Source organism: Pseudomonas sp. HT11, from assembly GCF_044875395.1.
Classification (GTDB): domain Bacteria; phylum Pseudomonadota; class Gammaproteobacteria; order Pseudomonadales; family Pseudomonadaceae; genus Aquipseudomonas.
Genome location: NZ_CP173217.1, coordinates 2,748,502 through 2,769,411 on the forward strand (window position 1 = coordinate 2,748,502; position 20,910 = coordinate 2,769,411).

Annotated in this window: 19 protein-coding genes; 13 read left to right on the plus strand and 6 right to left on the minus strand. The window is 60.2% G+C overall.

Annotated elements, in window-relative coordinates:
• Positions 1-5 precede the first annotated feature (5 nt).
• The 6 genes from tssJ to ABWL43_RS12785 are packed head-to-tail and all read left to right on the plus strand — an operon-like array spanning position 6 to position 7,639.
• Positions 6-491: a type VI secretion system lipoprotein TssJ gene (tssJ, locus tag ABWL43_RS12760; RefSeq protein ID WP_262208652.1), complete on the plus strand. Its 486-nt coding sequence runs from the start codon at positions 6-8 to the stop codon at positions 489-491.
• 1 nt (position 492) lies between these two features.
• On the plus strand, positions 493-1,821 hold the full coding sequence (gene tssK, locus ABWL43_RS12765; RefSeq protein ID WP_262208654.1) for a type VI secretion system baseplate subunit TssK: 1,329 nt from the start codon (positions 493-495) through the stop codon (positions 1,819-1,821).
• Positions 1,822-1,826: 5 nt separating this feature from the next.
• A complete protein-coding gene (gene icmH, locus ABWL43_RS12770; RefSeq protein ID WP_262208655.1) occupies positions 1,827-2,687 on the plus strand; it encodes a type IVB secretion system protein IcmH/DotU in 861 nt (286 codons plus the stop codon).
• A gap of 16 nt (positions 2,688-2,703) precedes the next feature.
• Positions 2,704-6,072 carry a type VI secretion system membrane subunit TssM gene (gene tssM, locus ABWL43_RS12775; protein WP_404487988.1) on the plus strand — a complete coding sequence of 1,123 codons (3,369 nt, stop codon included), beginning with the start codon at positions 2,704-2,706 and terminating at the stop codon, positions 6,070-6,072.
• Complete coding sequence (locus ABWL43_RS12780) at positions 6,069-6,800, plus strand: PP2C family protein-serine/threonine phosphatase (protein ID WP_404487989.1); 732 nt, start codon at positions 6,069-6,071, stop codon at positions 6,798-6,800. The genes tssM and ABWL43_RS12780 overlap by 4 nt, the downstream gene beginning before the upstream one ends.
• Positions 6,797-7,639 carry a serine/threonine-protein kinase gene (locus tag ABWL43_RS12785; RefSeq protein ID WP_404487990.1) on the plus strand — a complete coding sequence of 281 codons (843 nt, stop codon included), beginning with the start codon at positions 6,797-6,799 and terminating at the stop codon, positions 7,637-7,639. The genes ABWL43_RS12780 and ABWL43_RS12785 overlap by 4 nt, the downstream gene beginning before the upstream one ends.
• 8 nt (positions 7,640-7,647) lie before the next feature.
• Here the strand turns inward: ABWL43_RS12785 and ABWL43_RS12790 are convergent, their stop codons facing one another.
• From ABWL43_RS12790 to ABWL43_RS12800, 3 genes are all read right to left on the minus strand, one after another.
• Positions 7,648-7,977, minus strand: a complete 330-nt coding sequence (locus tag ABWL43_RS12790) for a DUF6388 family protein (protein WP_106577839.1) — start codon at positions 7,975-7,977, stop codon at positions 7,648-7,650.
• A 51-nt stretch (positions 7,978-8,028) separates the two neighbouring features.
• Positions 8,029-8,268 (minus strand): hypothetical protein, encoded by a 240-nt coding sequence (locus ABWL43_RS12795; RefSeq protein ID WP_242197278.1) that lies wholly within the window; start codon positions 8,266-8,268, stop codon positions 8,029-8,031.
• 121 nt (positions 8,269-8,389) lie between these two features.
• On the minus strand, positions 8,390-9,055 hold the full coding sequence (locus ABWL43_RS12800; protein ID WP_404487991.1) for a hypothetical protein: 666 nt from the start codon (positions 9,053-9,055) through the stop codon (positions 8,390-8,392).
• A 247-nt stretch (positions 9,056-9,302) separates the two neighbouring features.
• On the opposite strand from ABWL43_RS12800, the gene ABWL43_RS12805 reads away from it, so the two are divergent.
• The gene (locus ABWL43_RS12805) at positions 9,303-11,375 is read left to right on the plus strand and encodes a PTS sugar transporter subunit IIC/EAL domain-containing protein (RefSeq protein WP_404487993.1); all 2,073 of its coding nucleotides are present in this window, start codon (positions 9,303-9,305) and stop codon (positions 11,373-11,375) included.
• Here ABWL43_RS12805 and ABWL43_RS12810 read toward each other — a convergent pair.
• The 3 genes from ABWL43_RS12810 to ABWL43_RS12820 are packed head-to-tail and all read right to left on the minus strand — an operon-like array spanning position 11,372 to position 14,658.
• A complete protein-coding gene (locus ABWL43_RS12810; RefSeq protein ID WP_242197269.1) occupies positions 11,372-12,220 on the minus strand; it encodes a metal-dependent hydrolase in 849 nt (282 codons plus the stop codon). The genes ABWL43_RS12805 and ABWL43_RS12810 overlap by 4 nt on opposite strands.
• A gap of 15 nt (positions 12,221-12,235) precedes the next feature.
• Positions 12,236-13,126, minus strand: coding sequence for an SDR family oxidoreductase (locus tag ABWL43_RS12815; protein ID WP_145164432.1), 891 nt, complete (start codon positions 13,124-13,126; stop codon positions 12,236-12,238).
• Positions 13,123-14,658 (minus strand): flavin-containing monooxygenase, encoded by a 1,536-nt coding sequence (locus ABWL43_RS12820; RefSeq protein WP_404487994.1) that lies wholly within the window; start codon positions 14,656-14,658, stop codon positions 13,123-13,125. The genes ABWL43_RS12815 and ABWL43_RS12820 overlap by 4 nt, the downstream gene beginning before the upstream one ends.
• Before the next feature lie 275 nt (positions 14,659-14,933).
• Here ABWL43_RS12820 and ABWL43_RS12825 point away from each other — a divergent pair, with 275 nt between their 5' ends.
• The 6 genes from ABWL43_RS12825 (at position 14,934) to ABWL43_RS12850 (ending at position 20,910) form a co-directional block, all read left to right on the plus strand.
• Positions 14,934-15,932 carry an alpha/beta fold hydrolase gene (locus ABWL43_RS12825; RefSeq protein ID WP_404487996.1) on the plus strand — a complete coding sequence of 333 codons (999 nt, stop codon included), beginning with the start codon at positions 14,934-14,936 and terminating at the stop codon, positions 15,930-15,932.
• Between the two features lie 258 nt (positions 15,933-16,190).
• Complete coding sequence (locus ABWL43_RS12830) at positions 16,191-17,471, plus strand: alkane 1-monooxygenase (RefSeq protein ID WP_145164426.1); 1,281 nt, start codon at positions 16,191-16,193, stop codon at positions 17,469-17,471.
• Positions 17,472-17,605: 134 nt separating this feature from the next.
• Entirely contained in the window at positions 17,606-18,100 is a 495-nt protein-coding gene (gene praA / locus ABWL43_RS12835; RefSeq protein WP_145164424.1) for an alkane oxidation protein activator PraA, read from the plus strand.
• 134 nt (positions 18,101-18,234) lie between these two features.
• Complete coding sequence (gene praB / locus ABWL43_RS12840; protein WP_145164422.1) at positions 18,235-18,720, plus strand: alkane oxidation protein activator PraB; 486 nt, start codon at positions 18,235-18,237, stop codon at positions 18,718-18,720.
• A gap of 125 nt (positions 18,721-18,845) precedes the next feature.
• Positions 18,846-19,340 carry a hypothetical protein gene (locus tag ABWL43_RS12845; protein WP_145164420.1) on the plus strand — a complete coding sequence of 165 codons (495 nt, stop codon included), beginning with the start codon at positions 18,846-18,848 and terminating at the stop codon, positions 19,338-19,340.
• Positions 19,341-19,455: 115 nt separating this feature from the next.
• Positions 19,456-20,910, plus strand: coding sequence for an outer membrane protein transport protein (locus ABWL43_RS12850; RefSeq protein WP_404488000.1), 1,455 nt, complete (start codon positions 19,456-19,458; stop codon positions 20,908-20,910).

Here is a 20,910-nt window from a genome sequence, read left to right on the forward strand (position 1 = left end):
ACATTATGTTTCGAGCCGCGCTTGCAACAACGCTGCTTTTGCTCGGCCTGTTGGCCGGCTGCAGCAGCCTATCGCCGTTTTCTACCTTGACCAAGTTGGACATGGCGCTGGCCGCCAGCGAGCAAGTCAACCCCGACCTGCACGGCAGGCCGTCTCCGGTGGTGGTGCACTTGATTGAATTGCGTCACGCCGTGGCGTTTGAAAATGCTGACTTCTTCAGTCTGTACAGCAATGCCGAGCAGTCGCTGCCCAAGGACTGGCTGCGCAGTGAGGAACTTGAACTGCGACCGGGTGAGCGGCTGGCGCTCAAGCTCGGGCTCGAGCCCGGCACGCGTTTCTTGGGCGTGTTGGCAGCCTATCGAGATCTGCCCCATGTTCAATGGCGGTGGGTCGTGCCCATTACCCCGCAGCAGTTAACCCGTGCCGATCTTGTGCTGGACCAGGCCGGTATTCGCGTTTCGTCGTCCATGCATGGTCAGGAGTCCGAGTGATATGCAGGTTCATAAAGTTATCTGGCAGGAAGGCATGCTGTTACGGCCGCAGCATTTGCAGCACAACGATCGCTATTACCACCAGCAGCTCAATCGGACGCGCTTGCTGGGGGCCGATGCGTGGGGGTTTCTGACGCTGGAAGTCGATTTGCAATACCTCAATTTCGGCAAGGTGGTGGTCAACCGGGCCAGTGGCGTATTGCCGGACGGTAGTCTGTTCGAGTTGGACGGGGCGATGGAGCCGCTGGTCTTGCAGGTGCCCCCCAACGCCGGCAAACAGCCGATTTATCTCGCGCTGCCGCTGGATACCGGCAATCAGAGCGAAGTTCGCCGCCAGCAGCAAACCGACGTCCTGGCCCGCTATCTGGCGTGTGACATTGAGGTGGGGGATTCGAATGCCGGCGTCGACTCCCGTTGTCACATCAGTTGCGCGCGTCCTGACCTGCGTCTGCTGCTGGGCGACCCTCCAAGCGAGCAGAGTTTCGTCAAACTCAAGGTTGCTCAAGTGCTGGAGTCGACCGATGCAGGCGGCGTGAGCCTGGATGCCGACTTCATTCCATCCTTCATTTTTCTTCAGGGCCACGGCTATTTGCCGTCGTGCCTCAAGGAGGTGATCAGCTTGCTCTCCAGCCGTGGGGATGCCATTGCAGCGCGTATTCGGGGTGAAGGCACCGCCGCAGGTACGGAAATAGGCGACTTTCTGATGCTGCAATTGATCAATCGTACCGAGTTGGAATTGCGTCACTGCCTGAGCCAGACCCACGTGCGCCCGCAAGCCTTGTTCCGGGCATTACTGTCGCTGTTCGGTGAGTTATCAACGTTCGCCAACGACAGCAAACGCGCGCACCTGGATGTGCGTTATCGACATGAAGACCAAGGTGAAAGTTTTCGCGGGTTGATGGAGGGCGTGCGTGGCGTGCTGTCAATGGTGCTTGAGCAACACGCCATCGAGTTGACGTTGCAGCAACGCCAATACGGGGTGTTGGTATGCCCGGTGAGCGACCTGAAATTGCTCGGCACTGCGACGTTTATTCTGGCGGCCACTGCTCAGTGTGATTCGGAGGAATTGCGCCATCGCCTGCCTTCGCATTTGAAGGTCGGGCCGGTGGAGCGCATACGCGAGCTGGTCAACTTGCACCTGGCGGGAATCAAGGTCAGGCCGTTGCCTGTGGCGCCACGGCAGATTCCGTTTCATGCAGGCAAAACCTATTTCATGCTGGATCTGAGTGCCCGCGACATCACGCAGCTGGAGCAGTCGGGTGGGTTTGCCTTCCATGTAGGCGGTGAATTTACAGCGCTCGAACTCAACTTCTGGGCCATCAGGAACTGAACACAATGGACAGTGAATACCTGCAGGATGAAAAGACTGTTTTGCTCGACCATCAGGGCCGTGGGCCGGGCCACGGCCCGATCACGGACTTCCCTGCGCCGCCACGCTTTGAGCAGTTGGAAGATCGAATGATCTACGCCGCCCACGAGCAAGGTACCCCGCGCTTCAAGATGGGGTTCAACCCTCTCGTTGAGGCCGCATGGGCGTTGTTGTCGCAAGTGGTTCAGCTCAAGAGCGCCTCTGGCCGCGAAAGCTTGGGCACGGTCAACGACAGAATGGTATTGGCGGTCACTCAGTTTGAAGCCCGCGCCTTGCAGAGTGGTGTCGAGAGCAGCCAGGTGATGTCGGCCCGTTATGTGTTGTGCAGCGTCGTCGATGAAGCTGTAGTCACTACGGCGTGGGGCAGCCGCAGCGACTGGTCGAAGATGAGCCTGTTGAGCCGCTTTCACAACGAAACCTTCGGTGGGGAGAAGGTTTTCCAACTGTTGGAGCGGCTGTCCCGCGACCCGGTCAAGCACCTGGCAATGCTGGAGCTGATGTACCTGTGCCTCTCCCTCGGATTCGAAGGCAAATACCGAATCATGGAGCGAGGTGTCAGCCAACTTGAAGCCGTACGCGATGCCTTGTACCGACAGATCAGGCACGTGCGAGGCGAGCCACTGTCGGCGCCTTTGCAGCCCACGCGAGCAGGGCGTGCGCGCCGTAAACGGCTCCCCGTTATCCCGGTGACTTGGGTCGCAGTCTTTACCCTGGCCTGTTTGCTGGCGATGTACACAGGATTTGCCTGGCGGCTGGGCGAAGAAGCCGCGAGGGCGCTGCAACCCTTTCAATTTTCGGCGTCGGAACTGACTCAGACGCCCTTGTAAACGCTGGGAGCAATGAATGAACGCATTCCTCAAGAACGCGCGCACTGTGCTGGGCACGATTTGGGTCTGGAGCTTGTTGCTGGTGCTTTCCTGCGCGGTGTTGGTGTGGTGTTTCGGGCCGTTGCTGGCCGTGGATGATCACCGCTTCTGGCAAGGCGCGAGTGCTCGCCTGGTCACCATCAGCGTGTTGTTTCTGCTGTGGGGGCTGGCGATGGTCCTCGTCGGCGTACGCCGGGCAGCTGAGCTCAAGAGACCTGAACGCCAGGCACACCATGAGCAACTGGGATGGGTTGAGGGCGAGCAGCGACAGGTACGCGGTCGCTTCAAAGAGGCCCTCCAGCGCTTGAAAACCTCGCCGCGATACGCAGGGCATAACCAGCGATGGCGTAATAACTTGCCCTGGTACTTGTTGATCGGCGAGCAAGCCAGCGGCAAAACGCGGCTGTTGGCGGCGGCGGGCTTACAGCTGCCATTTGACCGAGTAGAAGCAATGCCAGTGGGAGGCACGGCTCATGCGCAATGGCATTTCACTGGCGAAAGCGTACTTATCGATACCCCCGGGCGTTACCTGACACAACCTGACAGCACGCTGGACGCCGCCGGCTGGTCGATGCTGTTGCGTCTGCTCAGGCAGCGGCGCCGAGTGCGCCCGCTTAATGGCGTGGTGGTGGCTTTGTCGGTCGAAACATTGTTGGGCCGTAACGAGCACGATCTGGACCTGCAGGCTCGTCAGGTGCACTCGCGCCTGCAAGAGGTCCAGCAAACGTTGCACGTGGACGTTCCCGTGTATCTGGTGCTGACCCAGGCTGACCGCGTGCCAGGGTTTGCCGAGTTCTTCGATGCGCCCCAGGGAGAGGAGGCAGAAAGCGTGCTTGGCCAGCCACTCGATGTTGGCAAGGGCGGCGTTGATATCGCACAGGTGCGCCGCGCGTTCGACGAGCTGCTGCAGCGTTTGAGCGGTGAATTGATTACGCGATTGCATCAGGAGCGTAATGTCGAGCGCCGTGGCCTTATGCTCGACTTCCCCCAGCAGGCGGCGCAACTCGGCGAGCGTTTGTGCCTGTTCGTGGAGTCGGCTTTTTCCGCCCATCGTTATCAGCGCATCAGCGGGTTGCGGGGCTTCTATTTGACCTGCGCCGGCGACAGGCACAGTCATTTCGTGCAGGGCCTGTTCAGTCGGGTGATCTTCGCCGAGGCAGACCTCGCTGGTCTGCAGACCCCGGAGCAACGGCGCATCCATTTGCGCCAGGGGTTACTGGCCATCGCCGTTGTGCTGGTTATCGGGAGCGCCGGGTGGCTGTGGACGCACAGCTACACCGTCAACCAGCAACGCCTGGCGCAAGTGGCTGCACTGGCGGTGCAACCTGCACCTGCTGCGCAGAATGCTGACGACACCCTCACACTGCTGGCGCTGTTGGATGCCCGCTGGGCAGCGACGCAGGTTTTCCCTGCAACAGAAGACGCACGGTTTATCGAGCGCGCCGGTCTTTATCAGGGTGATTTGAGCCGTCCACCCTTGAGCCACGCGTATCAGCTGGCCGTGCAGCAACTGTTACTGGACCGCCTAACAGTGCTGCTCGAGGAGCAAGTTCGAACCAACCTTGGCAATCGCGAACGACTGCTGGAAAACCTGCGCGCCTACCTGATGTTCAGTCTGCGGGAGCGCCGTGATACCGGGTGGCTGGCACAGCATATGGCAGACCATTGGTCTGCGCGTTATCCAGGTGACGCGTCGGTGCACAAACGCCTGAATGAACACTTGGCGCGGCTGCTTGAGCAACCGTTCATTGCGCCGCTCGATGAAGCCCTTGTGGCCAAGGCTCGCGAAGCACTGCGGGGTGAGTCCCTGGCGGATGTGGTTTATCGGGCGTTGCGCGAACAGTCACGCAACCTCGAGCCTTTACGGCTTGTCGAGGGCAAGGTATTCGCGGCCATTGATCCACCTATTCCCGGCTTCTACACCAAAAGGTATTGGCAGTACTTTGAGGCACAGGGTCCGCGGCTGGTGAATGCCATTGCACAGGACAACTGGGTATTGGGGGAGGGTGCCGACCTCAGTGTCATGGATTTGCGGCGGCTGATGATTGAGCTGCAGCAGCGCTATTTCAGTGAGTATGCCGATACTTGGAGTGCCGCCCTTGGCCGCGTCAGCCTGCAACAGAGCGACAGCCTCAGGCAGGATGCCGAACAGCTCGCGGGCTTGACGTCAGCCCAGTCGCCGCTGATGCAATTATTGCTGCTGTTGCGTGAAAACACGCGTTTGCTGCCCGGTCATGACCCTTTGGCCAACGTACCCGCTCAGACGGGAGCGTTGGGGGTGATCGCTCAGACGGCTGTGGCTGAAGGGGCGAAGGTCGTCCTTCCAGACTCTGCCCGCCGAGCGTTGCAACGACGCTTTGAGCCATTGCACCAGTTGCTCGACGAGCAGCACAACCCTGGCGTCGAGTTGACGCAGGCATTGCGTTTGCTCGACGAGCTGCACCTGCAACTGGCTGCGCTCAACCGCGAAAGCTCGCCCGAGCAGGCGGCTTTTCAACGGGTAAAGCGGCGAATGGAGGGGCAGCAGGATGTGCTCGGCACTCTGCGTGACGCCGCTGCACGGTTGCCGTTGCCGCTCGCAGGCTGGTTTGAGGGGGTGGCTGACAACAGCTGGCGTCACTTGTTGGACGGGGCCTATTCGCACGTCAACCAGCGCTATCACAGTGAGGTGTATGGGCTGTATGCCAAGGCGATCCGCCAGCGTTACCCGTTCAATGCTCATGCGAGCAGCGATGTCGCCCTCAATGACTTTCAAGAGTTCTTCAAACCCCAGGGCATCATGGCGCGCTTTTATGAAAGCTACCTGCGGCCTTTCGTCAGTGTTGACGGCAACCGTTACAGGTTGCGTGGTCTGGATGGCAGTGGGTTGCCGGTCTCGCGTTCGGTGCTGGATCAACTGACGAAAGCCGAGGTTATCCGCCAGGTGTTTTTCACTGAACCGCAGGGTGAGGTGTCGGTTCGATTTACCGTGGCGCCCTACAGCCTGGATCAGTCGGTCAGTCGGGCGACCCTGCGCTTTGGCGATAAACAGCTGGAATATCGCCATGGACCCATCGTGCCCATGGTGTTTGATTGGCCGATGGAGGCCGACAACGGTCGCAGCAGCCTGGTACTGGAGCGGGGCACGGAGCAACGCCCCCTGGGTATCGAGAAAGATACCGGCGCCTGGTCGTTGTTCAGGTTTTTTGACTTGATGCAGCGAGAGCCGGCGAGTGGCAGGAACGCGCTGATATTCAAGGCCGACCTTGCCGGGCTGCGGGCCAATTACCTGTTGACCAGTCAGCGTACGCCCAGCCCGTTTGACATGGAGGCGTGGCGCACTTTCCGCCTGCCTGAGCAACTGTGAGCAGTCGGCCTATTGAGTGGCGCAGTGCCGGGCGCACACAACAGGGCCAGGCCCGGCCGCGTAACGAGGATGCGTTCCTGGACGGTCCGCGACAAAGCTGTTGGGCCGTGGCGGATGGCATGGGCGGTCACCAGGGCGGTGATGTGGCCAGCCAGTGGGTGGTTCGCAGTCTCGCTTCGCTGTCTGCCACAGGTAACCTTGATCAACGCGTCAACGCGGCTCGGCAACGTTTGCAACACGTCAGCCAGCAGTTGGCGAAGGCGGGTATCAGGTCTGACGCGCGCGGCGACGTCACGATGGGCAGTACGGTGGTGGCATTGCTGCTTGAGCAGGGGCGTGCCGCCTGTGTGTGGGCGGGGGACAGTCGATGTTATCTGTGGCGCGAGCAAAGGCTTTACCAATTATCGCGCGATCATTCACTGCAGCAGCGCCTCATGGATGAGCGCCAATTGAGTGTGGCGCAAGCTCGGGCCCACCCGGAGGCCAGGGCATTGACCCGGGCCATCGGTGCGCGAGCGCTGCTGCAGCTTGAGGTGCTGGAACTCAGCACCCGGCCAGGGGACGTATTTCTGCTGGCCAGCGATGGGTTGTATCGGGCGCTCAGTCACGCCGACCTGGGGCGTGCGTTGAGCGTGGGCACGCCGGAGCAGGTGGTCGACCGTTTATTTGCAATGGTATTGCGCAGGCCCGCGCGGGATGATTTGACCGCCGTGGTGGTGCAGCCATGAATGACACGTCAATGGCGCCAGGCTTACTCGCCGGGCGTTATCACCTCGAACGCGAATTGGGCAGGGGCGGGATGGGCGTGGTTTATCGCGCTCGTGACTTGTTGCACGAGCAATTTGGTGCGTCCTGCTCCAGCGTGGCAATCAAGCTTTTGGGCGAGACTTTGTCTCAGTGCCCGGACGCGCATGTGCTGCTCTACAGCGAGTTTGCCCTGACCCGCAGCCTGCGCCACGACGGTGTGGTGCGGGCATTTTCGTTCGAGGTTGATACAACCAGCCAGGCCGCGTTTTTCACGATGGAATTGATGCACGGCATCACGCTCGACCGGCTGCTGCCCGAGTGCCCCGCTGGGTTGCCCTGGCGAGAACTGCAACCGATGGTCCTACAGCTTTTGGATGCACTGGTTTACATCCATCAGCAAAACGTACTGCACGGCGATATCAAACCCGCCAATGTCATGGTCAGCGAAGAAGGTGTGCGGTTGTTTGATTTCGGCCTGGGCCATCAGCAAGTGCCGGGGGCGGTGGGCTTGCCGAGTTTGAATCGCGACCGTTTCAACGCGTGGACACCCGCGTATGTTGCCCCGGAATTACTCGCCGGCGGGGCGCTGAGCACCGCCGCCGACCTGTATGGCGTGGCTTGCGTCGTGTACGAGCTGGCCCATGGGCAACGCCTGGGTGGACGTCAGCCCATGCAAGCGTTGGTTCGGCCTCGGCAACTGCCCAAGCGCTGCTGGCCAGCCTTGCGCTCGGCCCTGGCGGTTGATCCTGAACGCCGAGTGCTGAGCGTCGCCGAGTTACGCGAGGCCATAGCCAGCCACCCTCGACGCGGGTGGCTGTAACCCAAGGCTCAATGGGCCAGGCCATGCAGTTGGCAGTAGTCGGCCCAGCTCAACCCGGCCATTTGTGCGACTTCCTTGTGCACTTCAAGACGCTGGGCTTCGAAGGCCTCGGGTGAATCGGCCGTCAACTTGAGTGTCAGCTCCCAGGCAAACAGGTTCTGTCGTTCAGCTTCAGCTTCGAAGGCTTCATGCAGGCGTTCGGCGCGATACTGCTCCAGGGTTTCGCGCTTGGCCTGAGCGGCCAGCGGGTTCAGGGTGTCCAACTGCGTGGCCACCTCCGGATGTTCGGTCAAGAATCTGTCCAGGGCGCGCTGGTGGTTATCGCCGGGTTGGGACAAAGTAAAACTCCTGAGTGCTCGGGCGCCGGTAGCGGGCCTGTGGTGAGGTGTTCAGCGTCGCAGGTATTTGCGTAAGCGGCGGCTTATGCGATTTCGTATCGGCTCAAGCAAGAAAAATAACAGGTAGGCACCCAGCATCACTGCCAGGTCCAAGTCCAGCCAGGTTTCTTCGACGGGTCCGGTGAGGTGTTCGATGGCATTTCTGACCATGAACAACAAAGTGACGCCGACGACCCACAGCAGGGCGTTGAGCATCAGTGGACGCAGGTTGTGGGACAGCTTGTATTGCATCTTGAACAGTTCTCCTTGATGTCGGGCTCCGTTTCCTACGGGAGCCAAAACACGCCGATAGTACATTTTGAGGGGGGCTCATGACTTGGCGCAGATCATGTTGCCCGATGATGGATGTTGCTCAGGTGCTCGGGTTTTCGAGCAGGTAGCGTGCCAGGGCCGCATAGGCCGGCAAGGTGAAACCGTCGTCCGCGGCATTGGCCGCAACCGGATGGGAAGCAAAGCGCACAATCACCATCTCGGCCGCGGGGTGGATGTAGATACTCTGGCCGTGGACGCCGCGGGCCATATAGGCGCCATCGGGGTTGTGAGTGACCCACCACATGGCACGATAACTCCATCCCTTGAGTTGACTATAGCCTGCCTTGGCAAAAGCCTCTTTATCGCCGCCCTGGCGAATATCCTTGACCACGCTTTCAGGCACGATCTGCTGGCCATTGAAGCGGCCGCCATTGCGCAGCATTTCACCGAAACGGGCCATGTCCCGCAGCCCGGCGTTCAAGCCGCCACCGGCAAACGGTGTGCCGATGGAGTCCACGCTGAAATAGGCGTCCTGTTCACTGCCCAGCCGGCTCCAGTTCGCCACGCTCCAGCGCATGGCGGGAAAGCGAAAATAGCTGCCATCGTCAAAACGCACGGTGCGGTCCGGCGGCGGTGGGGCGCCGACCATCCATTTGAGGCGAGCAGGACCGCTGGCCTGGGCGTCAGGAAAATCTGTAACGCTGGCGTAGACGGCGGCGCTTGAAAAACCCAGTAATACAAAGGTCAGCGGCAGGATTAGTCGCATCGGCAGGCACCTTGATGGCGTATAAAGCACAAGGAGCAAGGCCTGGGCTCGAGTCCGTTCGAGAATTAGCTGCAAAGGATGGGCTAACTCACCCCGACCAACAAGTATCAGGGGGGGTAAATTAATTCTGAATAATTGCGCGTGTCACGGCAAAAGCCTTTCGCTCCCGGTCTCTGGCCGTGTAGCGTTGCAGGGGATTTCGAGGCTGCCGACCACGGGCAGAGGGCGATGGGCAGGGGGACGGGTCATGGCGCAAACGCTGTTCAAACTTTTCCTCACCCAGCGCCTTGCGGCCTTGGCCAGCACGGAATCGTTACGGGCCATCCGTGAAGGCCTGTTGTGGATTTTGCCGTGTTTGCTGGTGTCGGCCGGTTTCCTGATTCTTTCCGAGTGCGCCAAGGCGCTGGGGTTTGATCCGCAGGTGGTGGCCTTTTTGTCTGGGCTGCATAACCAGATCAGCTCGGTGATCCCGCTGTTGGTGGCAGCCTCCATTGGTTACATGCTGGCGATCCAGTATCGCCTGCCGCAATTGCCGGTAGCGTTCCTGTGCCTGGCGCATGTGGTGGTCGCCACGTTCGTCTTGCGCGATTACCCGCGGGCGTCGGCGACGTTTGTACTGTTTATCGCCATCGCCTCGCCGTTGCTGAATGTACCGGCGGTGGCCTGGCTGCATCGCTTTCGCTGGACGCGTCTGGTCAACGAAGACCTGGTGGGCCATAACCTGCGGGGCACCATCAACATGGTGGTGCCGGGGACTATCACTGCGCTGTCGCTGGTGGCGATGTTGTCGTTGCTGTTGCAGATACCGTCCGTGGCGCAGCTGCAAGGGCCGCAGGTGCTCGATGCGCTGCAATCGCCCTATGGCAGCGGTTTGTTTGTGACCCTGATGAATTCTCTGCTGTGGTTTTTTGGCATTCACGGCGCGTATGCCCTGCAGCCGCTGTTCGATGTGCTGGACCAGGCGGTGCTGCTCAATGGCGCCGCGCTGGCGGCGGGTGAGCCGATCAAATACGCGCTCAACAGCGGCCTGTTGGGATGTTTCGCGTTTATCGGTGGGTCGGGCGGTGCACTGTGCCTGTTGCTGGCGATCCTGCTGTTTTCCAGGAGCCAGTCCATGCGCCTGCTGGCGATGGCCAGTCTGCCGTTGTCGTTATTCAATGTCAGCGAGGTGCTGCTGTTCGGCTTGCCGATCATTCTCAATCCGCGCTTGTTCATTCCGTTTTTACTGGTGCCGGCGTTCAATGCCATGCTGGCGCTGACGGCGGTACACCTGGGCTGGGTGTCACCGGCGGTGGCCAGCGTGCCGTTTACTGCACCGGTGCTGCTCAACGCCTACCTCAGTACCCACGGCGACCTGGCGGCCGTGGTGCTGCAAGTGGCGCTACTGGGCATCGGCACGCTGGTGTATGCGCCTTATGTGCGCGCCATTCATCGCCAGTCCAGTGGCGGCAGCACGGTGTACCTCAAGTCGCTGGACATGACCTTTCGCGGCCTGGAGGAGAAGGGCCGGCTGCTGGAACTGGACCCGGTGCTGGCATCCCACAAGGTGTTGGCGCGCCAGGCCGTCGAGATGAGCCGTATCCAGCAGATCAGCGACTATGAGTTCTACCTCGAATTCCAGCCTCAGGTCTCGACGCGCACTGGGTTGTGCACTGGCTGCGAAGCACTGATGCGCGCCCGCGACAGCCAGGGCACAGTGCATTCACCATGGGAGTTTCTGCAGTGGCTGGCGCAAGCACGGTTGATGCCGGACGTGGATGTCTGGGTGGCCTCCCAGGCCGTGCGCCAGTACCAGCATTGGAAGAAAATCGGCTTTGCCCTGCCGATGACCATCAATATCTCCAGTACCACCCTGACGAATGCGGCCTATGGCGAGCGCCTGGTGGGCATTCTCGCCCAGGCCCATGGGCAAGTGTCGGTGGAGATCACCGAAGATGCGTTGGTGCGCGATGTTCCGGCCACACGCCAGACGATCCAGAAATTGCAGGCGATCGGCGCCAAGGTCTACATCGACGACTTCGGCACCGGGTTTTCCGCGTTGAGCTATCTGCACCAGTTTCCGGTGGACTTCATCAAGATCGACCGCAGCTTTGTGGTGGCCCAGCACGACCCCCAAGGCGCCCGTGTGCTGACCGGCATGCTGCGTTTTTGCGAGGCGCTGAACCTGGGGGTGGTGGTCGAAGGCGTAGAGACCGCCGAGCAATTGGCCTTCCTCAATACCGGCACTGAGCTGTTTGTTCAGGGCTGGTATTTCAGCAAGGCGCTGCCCGGCGATCAGCTGGAGCGCTTTGTGCGCGAGCGTGCGGCCACTCGGGATTAAGCTGGCGTGGCGGCGAATTCACGCTGCGTCTGCTCGATTTCTTCGACCAGCTTGTCGATTTGCGCCAGCCGCGCGCGGTTGTCGTGGTCCCAGGGGTGAAAACTCGGTTTGAAGTAGTGCAGCCATGGCCGCAGCATGCGCGGGAACACGCCCTTGGGCCCGTAGAGAAACTTGAGCATGCGCCAGAAGCCCTTCACGTGCCCACCCGCTTTGCGGTCGGCAATCAGCAGGCGCAGGTGGAAATCCATCACCACCAGCCAGAACAACACCGTGGTGGTCAGCATGGTGCCGGTGCGCAGCAGGTAGCGCCCGGGCCCGGGCTTGATCACGGTGTTCCACACATCGAACGCCACGGCCTTGTGTTCGGTTTCTTCGAGGGCGTGCCAGTACCACATTTGCTGGTAGCCCTTGAGTGACTCGCCAAAGCGTGTGGGGTCGCTCAGCAGGATTTCCGCGAGCATTGCCGTGTAGTGCTCGAGGGCGATGGTCACCGCCAGGTTGAACGACGGTGGCAGGTGTTTCTTTTGCAGGTCGAGGATGAATTTGAGGCGCCGGTCCAGGGTGTGCGCCGGTAGGCCGGCAGCTTGCATCAGGTCGTTATAGGCCACGTGCTCGCGGCTGTGCATGGCTTCCTGGCCGATGAACCCCTGGATTTCCTTTTTCAACTCCGGATCGTCGATGCGCTGGCGGTAGTGGCGCACGCTGTCCATGAAAAACAGTTCGCCCTGGGGAAACAACAGCGACAGTGCGTTGAAGAAGTGCGTGATGAACGGGCCTTGTTCATGCCAGTTCTTGATGCGCTCGGCAGGCAACGCAAAACGGATATCGCGACGGATGGGCAGCATCGTGGGTACTCCTGTTCAGAGACGAGGTTCGTCGTTGGTTTCAAACACCTGCGTGCGCTGTTTGGGCGCCATGCGCTTGCTGGCAAACACCACCAGAGCTTGATAAGCGGCAGGCAGGCAACGGGCGAGCAGGTCGAGGAAATACGCGTCGCGGCCGATCAGCACGCGGCGTTTGTTGTGGCGCACGCCCTGCAGGATGACCTTGGCGGCCTGGTCGGCGTCGGTGATGAAGAGCTTTTCGAAGTCGGCGCGGGCCTGTTGCTCGTTGTGGATCAGAAAACCGGTCATGTTCGCGTCGATGCGGCTGCTGCGGCAGATATCCGTACGGATTCCCCCGGGGTGTACACAGGTGGCGGACACCCCGCAGCGTTGCAGATCGAGTTCCTGGCGCAGCGATTCGGTAAAGCCGCGCACCGCAAACTTGCTCGCGTTGTAGCCGCTCATGCCGGGCTGGGCAAACAGGCCGAACACGCTGGAGGTGTTGACCACGTGTCCGTCGCCGCTGGCCTTGAGGTGCGGCAAAAATGCCTTGGTGCCGTGCACCACGCCCCAGAAGTTGATGCCGATGATCCACTCCAGGTCTGCGTAGTCCACGCCTTCGACGGTGCTCGACAGCGCCACGCCGGCATTGTTGAAAATCAGGTTGACCTGGCCGTGGTCGGCCACGCAGCGGGCGGCCCAGTCGTGCATGGCCTGGCGATCGGACACATCCAGCACGTGGGTGGTGATCGTCACCGGGGACAGCGTCGAGGTCTTGATCAGCGCCAAGGTCTGTTCCAAGCCCTGGCTGTTCTTGTCCGCGAGCGCCAGGTGGCAGCCTTCGCGTGCCAGCGCCAGGGCCAATGCGCGACCCATGCCGGACGCCGCGCCAGTGATTGCCGCCACGCGGCCGTTGAATGACTTCATGACAGGCTGCCTTCTGCGGTGGAGTGGGGCGCCGAAACCGGGCGGGGTGTCGAGGCGGGCAACGGCTCGGCGACGTAGTCCTTGAGCGCGAAGTGCCGCGTGTCACGTTTGAACCGCCAGGTTGAGCCGGGCCACAACGTGGTGTTTTTGCCGGTGCGCGGGTCGAGGTACCAGCTCTGGCAGCCGCCGGTGTTCCAGATGGTGCGCTTGAGCCGGGCTTGCAACTGCTGGTTATAGGCCAGCTCCACGGTGGGTTTGACCTCGACCGTGGCGATGCGCTGGCGCTGCATTTGCGTAATGGCATCCAGGATGTAGGTGACCTGGGCCTCGATCATCAGAATCATCGAGTTATGCCCAAGGCCGGTGTTCGGCCCGACGATCAAAAACAGGTTTGGATAACCCGGCACGGTGGTGCCCTTGTACGCGTGGGCGCCGTCGCGCCAGGCGTCCATCAGGTCGATGCCGTCGCGACCGATGATGCAATCGCGGGGCAGCGGGTCGGTGGCCTGGAAACCGGTGCCGAAGATCAGGCAATCGGCCGGGTGCTTGATGCCATCGGCCGTGATCACGCCGTCCGCTTCGATGCGCAGCACCGTGTCGCTGATCACCTCGACGTTGCTGCGCGACAGCGCCGGGTAGTAGTCATTGGAGATCAGCACGCGCTTGCAGCCGATGGTGTAGTCCGGGGTGAGGGTCTTGCGCAGGGAAGGGCGCGCCACTTGTTTGCGCAAGTGGCGCAGGGCGATTTTCTGCACCATTTTCATCAACCGCGGGTGCAGGGCAAACCCCACCACGCGGCCTTCCAGCGCCCAGTAGAAGGCGCCGCGTACCAGGCGTTGGGTGAAGGGCAGGTGCTTGAAGGCCCAGCGCTCGACGCGGGAAATTTCGCGGTCGGGCTTGGGCATGATCCACGGCGGCGTGCGCTGGAACAGGTCCAGATGCGCCACCTGCGGCGCGATCTGCGGGACGAACTGGATGGCACTGGCGCCGGTGCCGATCACCGCCACGCGCTTGCCCTTCAATGAATATTCGTGGTCCCACTGCTGGGAGTGGAAGCGCTTGCCCTTGAAGCTGTCCAGCCCCGCAATATCCGGCAACGCCGGGCGCGACAACCCGCCCATGCCTGACACCAGCACCCGCGCGCTGACCTTGCGGCCATCGCTGAAGCTCAATTGCCAGCGTTGCTGCTGTTCATCGAACACCGCACGTTCAAGGCCCATGCCGAAGCGCAGGAAGGGCGTCAGCTTGAAACGCTGCGCGCAGTGTTCAAGGTAGGCGCGGATCTCCGCCTGCGGTGCGAACTGCCGCGTCCAGTTGGGGTTGGGCGCAAACGAAAACGAGTACACATGCGACTGCACATCGCAGGCGCAGCCTGGGTAATGGTTGTCGCGCCAGGTGCCGCCGAGCGTCTCGGCCTGTTCGGCGATAAAGAAGTCGGTGATCCCGGCTTCCTTGAGTTTGATCGCCATGCACAGGCCGGCAAAACCGGAACCGATGATGGCGATGTCGATTGAATCGCTGTGGGCATTCATGGCTTGTCCCTCGTGGGCATCGATGTGCTCCTGTTTTTGTTGTGTCTTTTAGATAGAACACCATTGCAAAGAAAAATTGAATTAATTATTTTAAAAAAGATTTTAAATAATCTACCTGAAAATTTCGCCTACGCTAGGACCTTGTTACGCATGTGCGACTTGTCCGACGGACGAGCACGGTATGCATGAAGTTTAGGTCCAGGGTGTGGACGATGGCTGAGGCCTTGATCAATACCGGTCAGGTCGCCAGCGGCAGGGAAGCAGAGGACCGAGCTATGGCTGTTGAATGGGTTGTCGCTGCGGGCGTGTTAGGAGTGGCGAGTGCGCTGTTGTGGGGCTTCAGTGCCTGGATGACGCGGCGTATAGAAGCCACTGTTCCGATCAACGGGCGCTTCGTCGAGGTCGATGGCGAGCGCTTTCATTATGTCGAGGAAGGCGCAGGCCCGCCGCTGGTGATGATTCACGGGCTGATGGGCAGCAGTCGCAACCTGACCTATGCCTTGTCCGCCCAACTGCGTGAGCGTTTTCGCGTGATCACGCTGGACCGTCCGGGTTCGGGCTATTCCACCCGGCGAACGGGTACTGCGGCAGACCTGCCGGCCCAGGCTCGGCAAATCGCGGCCTTTATCAAAACCCTGGACCTGGATAAACCGCTGGTGCTGGGGCATTCCTTGGGCGGGGCGATTTCGCTGGCGCTGGCGCTTGACCATCCCCACGCGGTGTCCGGGCTGATCCTGGTGGCGCCGCTGACGCATCCCCAGCGTATGTTGCCGCCGGTGTTCCTGTCCCTGGCGGTGCGCCCGGGCTGGTTGCGACGGTGGATGTCACACACACTGACCGTGCCCGTCGGCCTGCTGACCAGAGGCGCGGTGGTGAAGGGCGTGTTCGCCCCCGATGCCGCGCCGTCAGACTTCGCCACGCGTGGCGGCGGGCTGCTGGGTATGCGTCCGGACAACTTCTACGCCGCCTCCACCGAGATCAATACGGTTAACGACCATTTGCCCGACATGGTCAAGCGCTACCCGCAACTGACCCTGCCAATCGGCCTGATCTATGGCTCGCGCGACAACGTGCTGGACTTTCACAAGCACGGCCAGGCCCTGGCTAGCAAAGTGCCCGGGCTGAAGATGCAGGTGGTGGAGGGGCGTGGTCATATGCTGCCAATTACCGCCACAGAGCGCGTGGCTGCGCTGGTGGAGCAGGTGGCCAAGCGCGTTCGCCCACCGCAAAGCGCCAGCGTGCTGCACCCGCCATTTGCCTTGGCGAGCAAATAATGGTGTTACCCGACTCGCGGCACAACGGCGTCGATGCCTGCTTTAGACACCTGACCAAACGGCTGAAAAAGAGACTGGCCAGTCACGTCAAAAAGCCTTCGAGAAACTAGTTGACGACCTAACGATTCCGCGCTATTTATTTAAAAAAATTATTTCAATGTCTAATTTGAAACAATTTTTGAAGTGCCTAAGAGCGAATAAAATAATGAAAAAAACGCCTTTTATCGCATCTCCAAGCTGTCTCGTCCGGAGGCTGCCATGAACCAGACTCTGGTCACTTCCACCGTCTGGACCGACGGCAAACGTCATTTGTGGTGGCTGGGCATCATGCCCCTGGCGACCCCATTGCTCTCCGGCGCCCTGGCCATCACCACAGGCGTACAGCAATTGTGGTGGGTCGGCGTGCTGGTGATCTTCGGCTTGATTCCATTGATCGACGGCCTGCTCGGTGAAGACGTCAGCAACCCGCCAGAATCCGCCGTCAGCAACCTTGAATCGCAAAGCTACTACCGCTGGATCGTCTACACCGGCGTGCTGTTCGTGATCACCTCAGTGGTAGTGACCGGCTGGCTGGCCGCCGGTGGGATCGACTGGATCATTAACGGCGGCCTGCTCAATGCCACTGCAAGCCTTGATCCGTCGAGCTGGCTGGCGAAGACCGCAGCGTTTATTACCGCGCGCACCGAGTTGCACGGTGAGATCACCTGGTTCACCTACCTGGGCATGGCGCTGTCCACCGGCGCCGCCACCGGCATTGCAATCAACACCGCGCATGAGCTGGGGCACAAGCCCAAGCCGCTGGAAGTGTTCCTGGCCAAGGTCACCCTGGCGCCGACCTTCTACGGGCACTTCTACACCGAACACAACCGTGGCCATCACGTACGCGTGGCCACACCGGAAGACCCGGCCAGCTCACGTCTGGGTGAGAGTTTCTGGGCGTTCCTGCCGCGCTCGGTGTGGTTCAGCGCGGTGTCGGCCTGGAACCTGGAACGCGAACGTCTGCGCAAACTCGGCCTGCCGGCACTGCACTGGAAGAACGCCGTACTCGGCGCGTGGATGTACAGCGTGGTGTTGTGGGGCGCGATGATTGCCTGGCTCGGCGCGGCCGTGATTCCCTTCCTGATCATTCAGGGCATCTACGGGTTCTCGTTGCTGGAAGTGGTGAACTACGTCGAACACTACGGGCTTAAACGCCAGAAGTTGCCCAACGGTCGCTATGAACGTTGCTCGCCGCGGCACTCGTGGAACAGTAACCGTATTGTCACCAATATCTTTTTGTTTCAACTGCAACGGCATTCCGATCACCATGCCAACCCCACCCGTAGTTATCAGTCATTGCGTCACTTTGATGAGTCGCCGCAACTTCCTTATGGTTACGCAAGCATGATTGTCTGGGCCTATGTGCCGTACTTGTGGCGACGTCGCATGGACCATCGTGTGTTGAATCATTACGCCGGCGATATCACCTTGACCAATCTTCAACCGTCACAACGTTTGAAGTACCTGGAGAAGTACAGCAACAGCGCCAAGCCGTTTTGAGGTGAAGTAAAACAGCCGTGGGTGAACTCGGGATCTGTGTATCGCGCAGGTTTTTATCGCCCAAGGTTTATCAGTTTGATGGCAAGAAAGTTGTTTGACCCTACAACAATAACTTCAAGGGAAGGACGTACATAATGCACAGCCCTGCCACGTTCACCGCGCATATCATACTGGCCGCACTGGGCCTGATTGTTTACCACCAGGCCCAGGCCGCACGCATCGAGCCGGCCGGCAGCGCCTTTACTGCCCAGGGCCCGATCAGCTTTTCCAAGGGTGCGCTGATCAGCGCCGATTGCACCATCAAGGTGGCCGGCAAGGTCGCGGCCGATGGTTCATCGGTGAATGTCGATAAAGTTGAATTCGACGGCGGGCTTAAATGCAGCCGCGTCGAGGCAATCAACTTGCCCTGGGTGTTAGTTGCCAAAGACACCAAAAGCGGCTCCATGTCGAAGATCAGCGTCGATGTTCACGCCTTCGGCCTGGGCGGCAAGTGCGGGCCTTCTACGGCCGATGGCACCTGGGACAACGCCACCCGAAAGTTGGAAGCCACCAATGTTCCGATTGGCGAAGACTGCAAGATCAAAACGGTGTCGATCACGATGCCGCCGACCTTCAAAGTGGTCGAATAAACCGATTAAAAAGATGCAGCGGTAATTGAATTGAGATTTGGCTGGAAAGGGAAGTTCTGCAGTTTCACCGTGACCTCTCGATCATGGCCATTACCCCTGGCGAAATGACTCGCCATAACATGTGAGGAAAAACAATGAAAAGCTTGAAAACCCTCGTTTGTGCAACTTCTTTTGCTCTGTGCTTTGGCGCCGCTTCGATGGCCAGTGCGGCGTCCATCACCCCGGATGGTCCGTTCACGACCAACCCCGGCACCATTGTTGTGAAGTCGCCCTCGTCGTTCGGTGCGGCCGTAACCTGCGGCATCACCTTTACCGGCAACGTCAGCGGTGGCGTGGCGTCCATCAACGGTGCTTCGCTGACCGGCGGCGGTCTCTGCGCCTTGCCGACGCTGACCAACCTGCCTTGGGTGCTGACCGCGGCAACCGGCACCACCGGTACCGTGACCAACGTTGGCTACAAGATCACCTCGCTGCCTTCCACCAACTGCGGTCCTACCCCTATCGCTGTGGCGTGGACTGCGGCCAGCAAAACCCTGTCGGCCAGCAATCAATCGCTGAGTGGCAACTGCACCGTGGTGTCCCTGAGTGTTGTGGCGCCAACGCTGACGGTTAACCCGTAAGCGCGCAACTGCGTAAAGGGCTGATCACCCGTTGAAAGGCCGGTGCCTCGCGTGAGGCGCCGGCTGCGGGAAAACCACCGGCGGAGCCGGTTGGGTACGGTACTTATTGTCTGGGGAACATGACAATGCAAAGCCTTAAGAAAACGGCCCTCCTGGGTTCGATGTTATTCACCCTGGGCGCTGTCTCGTCCACTGCCGGCGCAGCCACCTTTGCCCCGGCGGGTGCTGCATTTACCGCCTCGGGCTCAATCGCCACCGCGGTAAAGCTGCTGGTGTTTACCCCGGTTCCATGCACGATGACACTCAGTGGCCAAGTCGCGGCGGACGGCTCAAGCGCATCGATCACCGGTGCCACGTTCACCGGTAATGCGCTGTGTGGTATTTCCGGCCCGTTGAACTTGCCGTGGACACTGGTGCCGACCAATGCCACCACCGCAACGCTTTCTGGCTTTACCGAAAAGTTTCCGTATGACAGCTGCCTGACGCCAAGTGTGCTGACCACACAATGGAGTGCCGCCGACGGCACGTTCAGCATTGCCGGCCCACACACGGTGAACGCCACCTGCAGGGTTACGGCCTTCAACTTCAAACCTTCACCTGCCCTCACGATTAATCCTTGAAAACATCAACGCTTTAGCGCGTGGGCGCGCACAACGTGAACACGATCCCTGATCGAACGAACAGAAAGACGAGACGGCTGGGCCGGCTCAGAGTGATAACAATAAGGAGTGCCTCATGAATAATAAAAAACAACAGGTGCAGGCTTTACTGGGGTTGGCGTTGATGGGCGGGCTGATGGTAGCCGTGCCTGTGCAAGCCGGCGGTTTTTCCACGCCGACGTATGGCGCACCGGGCTGGGGGCGAGCGTTCGGCGGGGGTTCCTTGTTCAAGAACGACCCGAGTTCGGCGTTCAACAACCCGGCGGCAATGGCTTTTGTTGACCATAACGTTGCGCAAATGACCGTCGATTACGCGCGGATCAAGATCAAGTACAAAGGCCAGGCCAATGACTACCAGGGCAACCCGGTATCCAATACACCGTTTAACCCCGATGGTACTTTCGACCCCGCGCAGGCCGTGGTGAATAACAATGACGGCGGCCAGGGCGGGTTCACTGCATGGCTCCCCACCGGGTTCATGGTGATGCCGCTGGGTGACCGGTTTTCATTCGGTCTGGCCCAGGTCGTACCGCAGGGCATGCGCACCACCTGGGATGAAGGCTCAAAGTTTCGTGACTTTGCAGTGGACACCAAGATTGAGACCGTAGGGTTGACCGGGTCCTTGTCGTTCAAGGTGCGCGATGACCTTTCCATCGGTGCCGGGATGATCGTTCAGCACAGTAAAGGCTTCGTCAGCCAGAATATCGATTTGCTCGCCGCCGCTGCCAACTCCAAGTCTGAATTGGGCGGCATTCCGTTCCCGGCTGGCCTGGGTACGTCGCTGATTCGGGTCAAAGTCGATAATACGTCGGTGGGTTGGTTCACGGGGGTGGTCTGGAAACCCACCGAGCAAGACAGCCTCGGCCTCAATTACCACGCCAAAATCAAGAACAAGATGGAGGGCAAGTACAATATTCGCGCCGACGCTTTCTCCTATCAGCTGATGACGGCCCCGAGCCCGTTCGGCGGTACCGGCACTATCCCGGAAGTGGCCTATCCGGGGCTGAAATTGATGCCCGACGGCGCCAATGCCAGTACTCAACTGGACATCCCGGCAACGGCGGGCCTGGACTGGGTGCACCAGTTCAATGACCGCCTGACCATGGGTGTGAGTGCGGTGTGGACCCAATGGTCATCCTTCAAGGACCTGACCCTCAAGTCCGACGGCAACACGATCGTTTCCATCCCCTACAACTACCGCGACTCCTGGATGTACTCCATTGGTGGCGATTTCAAAGCGACCGATGAGCTGACATTGCGTGCCGGTGTGGCGTCCGACCAGACGCCGACCCGCAACTCTACACGCGACCCGCGGATTCCGGACGGTGACCGGTACTTCCTGTCGCTGGGCGCAGGTTACGACGTCAAGGCAATTCCAGGCTTGACGCTGGATCTGGCGTATTCCCATCAGTTCGTGCAGGAGGTCAATCTCAAGACCAAGAACGTGGACCGATTGGGCGCCGCGAGCCTGGACGGTAAGGCCGAATCGTCCGGTGACGTAGTGGCTGTTTCGGCAACTTATGCCTTTTAA

Excerpts from the sequence above, each read along its gene's own strand:
- praB (WP_145164422.1), top strand. The coding sequence starts at position 18,235 with ATGAAAAGCTTGAAAACCCTCGTTTGTGCAACTTCTTTTGCTCTGTGC.
- ABWL43_RS12805 (WP_404487993.1), top strand. The coding sequence starts at position 9,303 with ATGGCGCAAACGCTGTTCAAACTTTTCCTCACCCAGCGCCTTGCGGCC.
- ABWL43_RS12810 (WP_242197269.1), bottom strand. The coding sequence starts at position 12,220 with ATGCTGCCCATCCGTCGCGATATCCGTTTTGCGTTGCCTGCCGAGCGC.
- ABWL43_RS12820 (WP_404487994.1), bottom strand. The coding sequence starts at position 14,658 with ATGAATGCCCACAGCGATTCAATCGACATCGCCATCATCGGTTCCGGT.
- ABWL43_RS12800 (WP_404487991.1), bottom strand. The coding sequence starts at position 9,055 with ATGCGACTAATCCTGCCGCTGACCTTTGTATTACTGGGTTTTTCAAGC.
- tssJ (WP_262208652.1), top strand. The coding sequence starts at position 6 with ATGTTTCGAGCCGCGCTTGCAACAACGCTGCTTTTGCTCGGCCTGTTG.
- tssM (WP_404487988.1), top strand. The coding sequence starts at position 2,704 with ATGAACGCATTCCTCAAGAACGCGCGCACTGTGCTGGGCACGATTTGG.
- ABWL43_RS12850 (WP_404488000.1), top strand. The coding sequence starts at position 19,456 with ATGAATAATAAAAAACAACAGGTGCAGGCTTTACTGGGGTTGGCGTTG.
- ABWL43_RS12795 (WP_242197278.1), bottom strand. The coding sequence starts at position 8,268 with ATGCAATACAAGCTGTCCCACAACCTGCGTCCACTGATGCTCAACGCC.
- ABWL43_RS12825 (WP_404487996.1), top strand. The coding sequence starts at position 14,934 with ATGGCTGTTGAATGGGTTGTCGCTGCGGGCGTGTTAGGAGTGGCGAGT.
- icmH (WP_262208655.1), top strand. The coding sequence starts at position 1,827 with ATGGACAGTGAATACCTGCAGGATGAAAAGACTGTTTTGCTCGACCAT.
- ABWL43_RS12785 (WP_404487990.1), top strand. The coding sequence starts at position 6,797 with ATGAATGACACGTCAATGGCGCCAGGCTTACTCGCCGGGCGTTATCAC.
- ABWL43_RS12830 (WP_145164426.1), top strand. The coding sequence starts at position 16,191 with ATGAACCAGACTCTGGTCACTTCCACCGTCTGGACCGACGGCAAACGT.
- praA (WP_145164424.1), top strand. The coding sequence starts at position 17,606 with ATGCACAGCCCTGCCACGTTCACCGCGCATATCATACTGGCCGCACTG.
- tssK (WP_262208654.1), top strand. The coding sequence starts at position 493 with ATGCAGGTTCATAAAGTTATCTGGCAGGAAGGCATGCTGTTACGGCCG.
- ABWL43_RS12815 (WP_145164432.1), bottom strand. The coding sequence starts at position 13,126 with ATGAAGTCATTCAACGGCCGCGTGGCGGCAATCACTGGCGCGGCGTCC.
- ABWL43_RS12845 (WP_145164420.1), top strand. The coding sequence starts at position 18,846 with ATGCAAAGCCTTAAGAAAACGGCCCTCCTGGGTTCGATGTTATTCACC.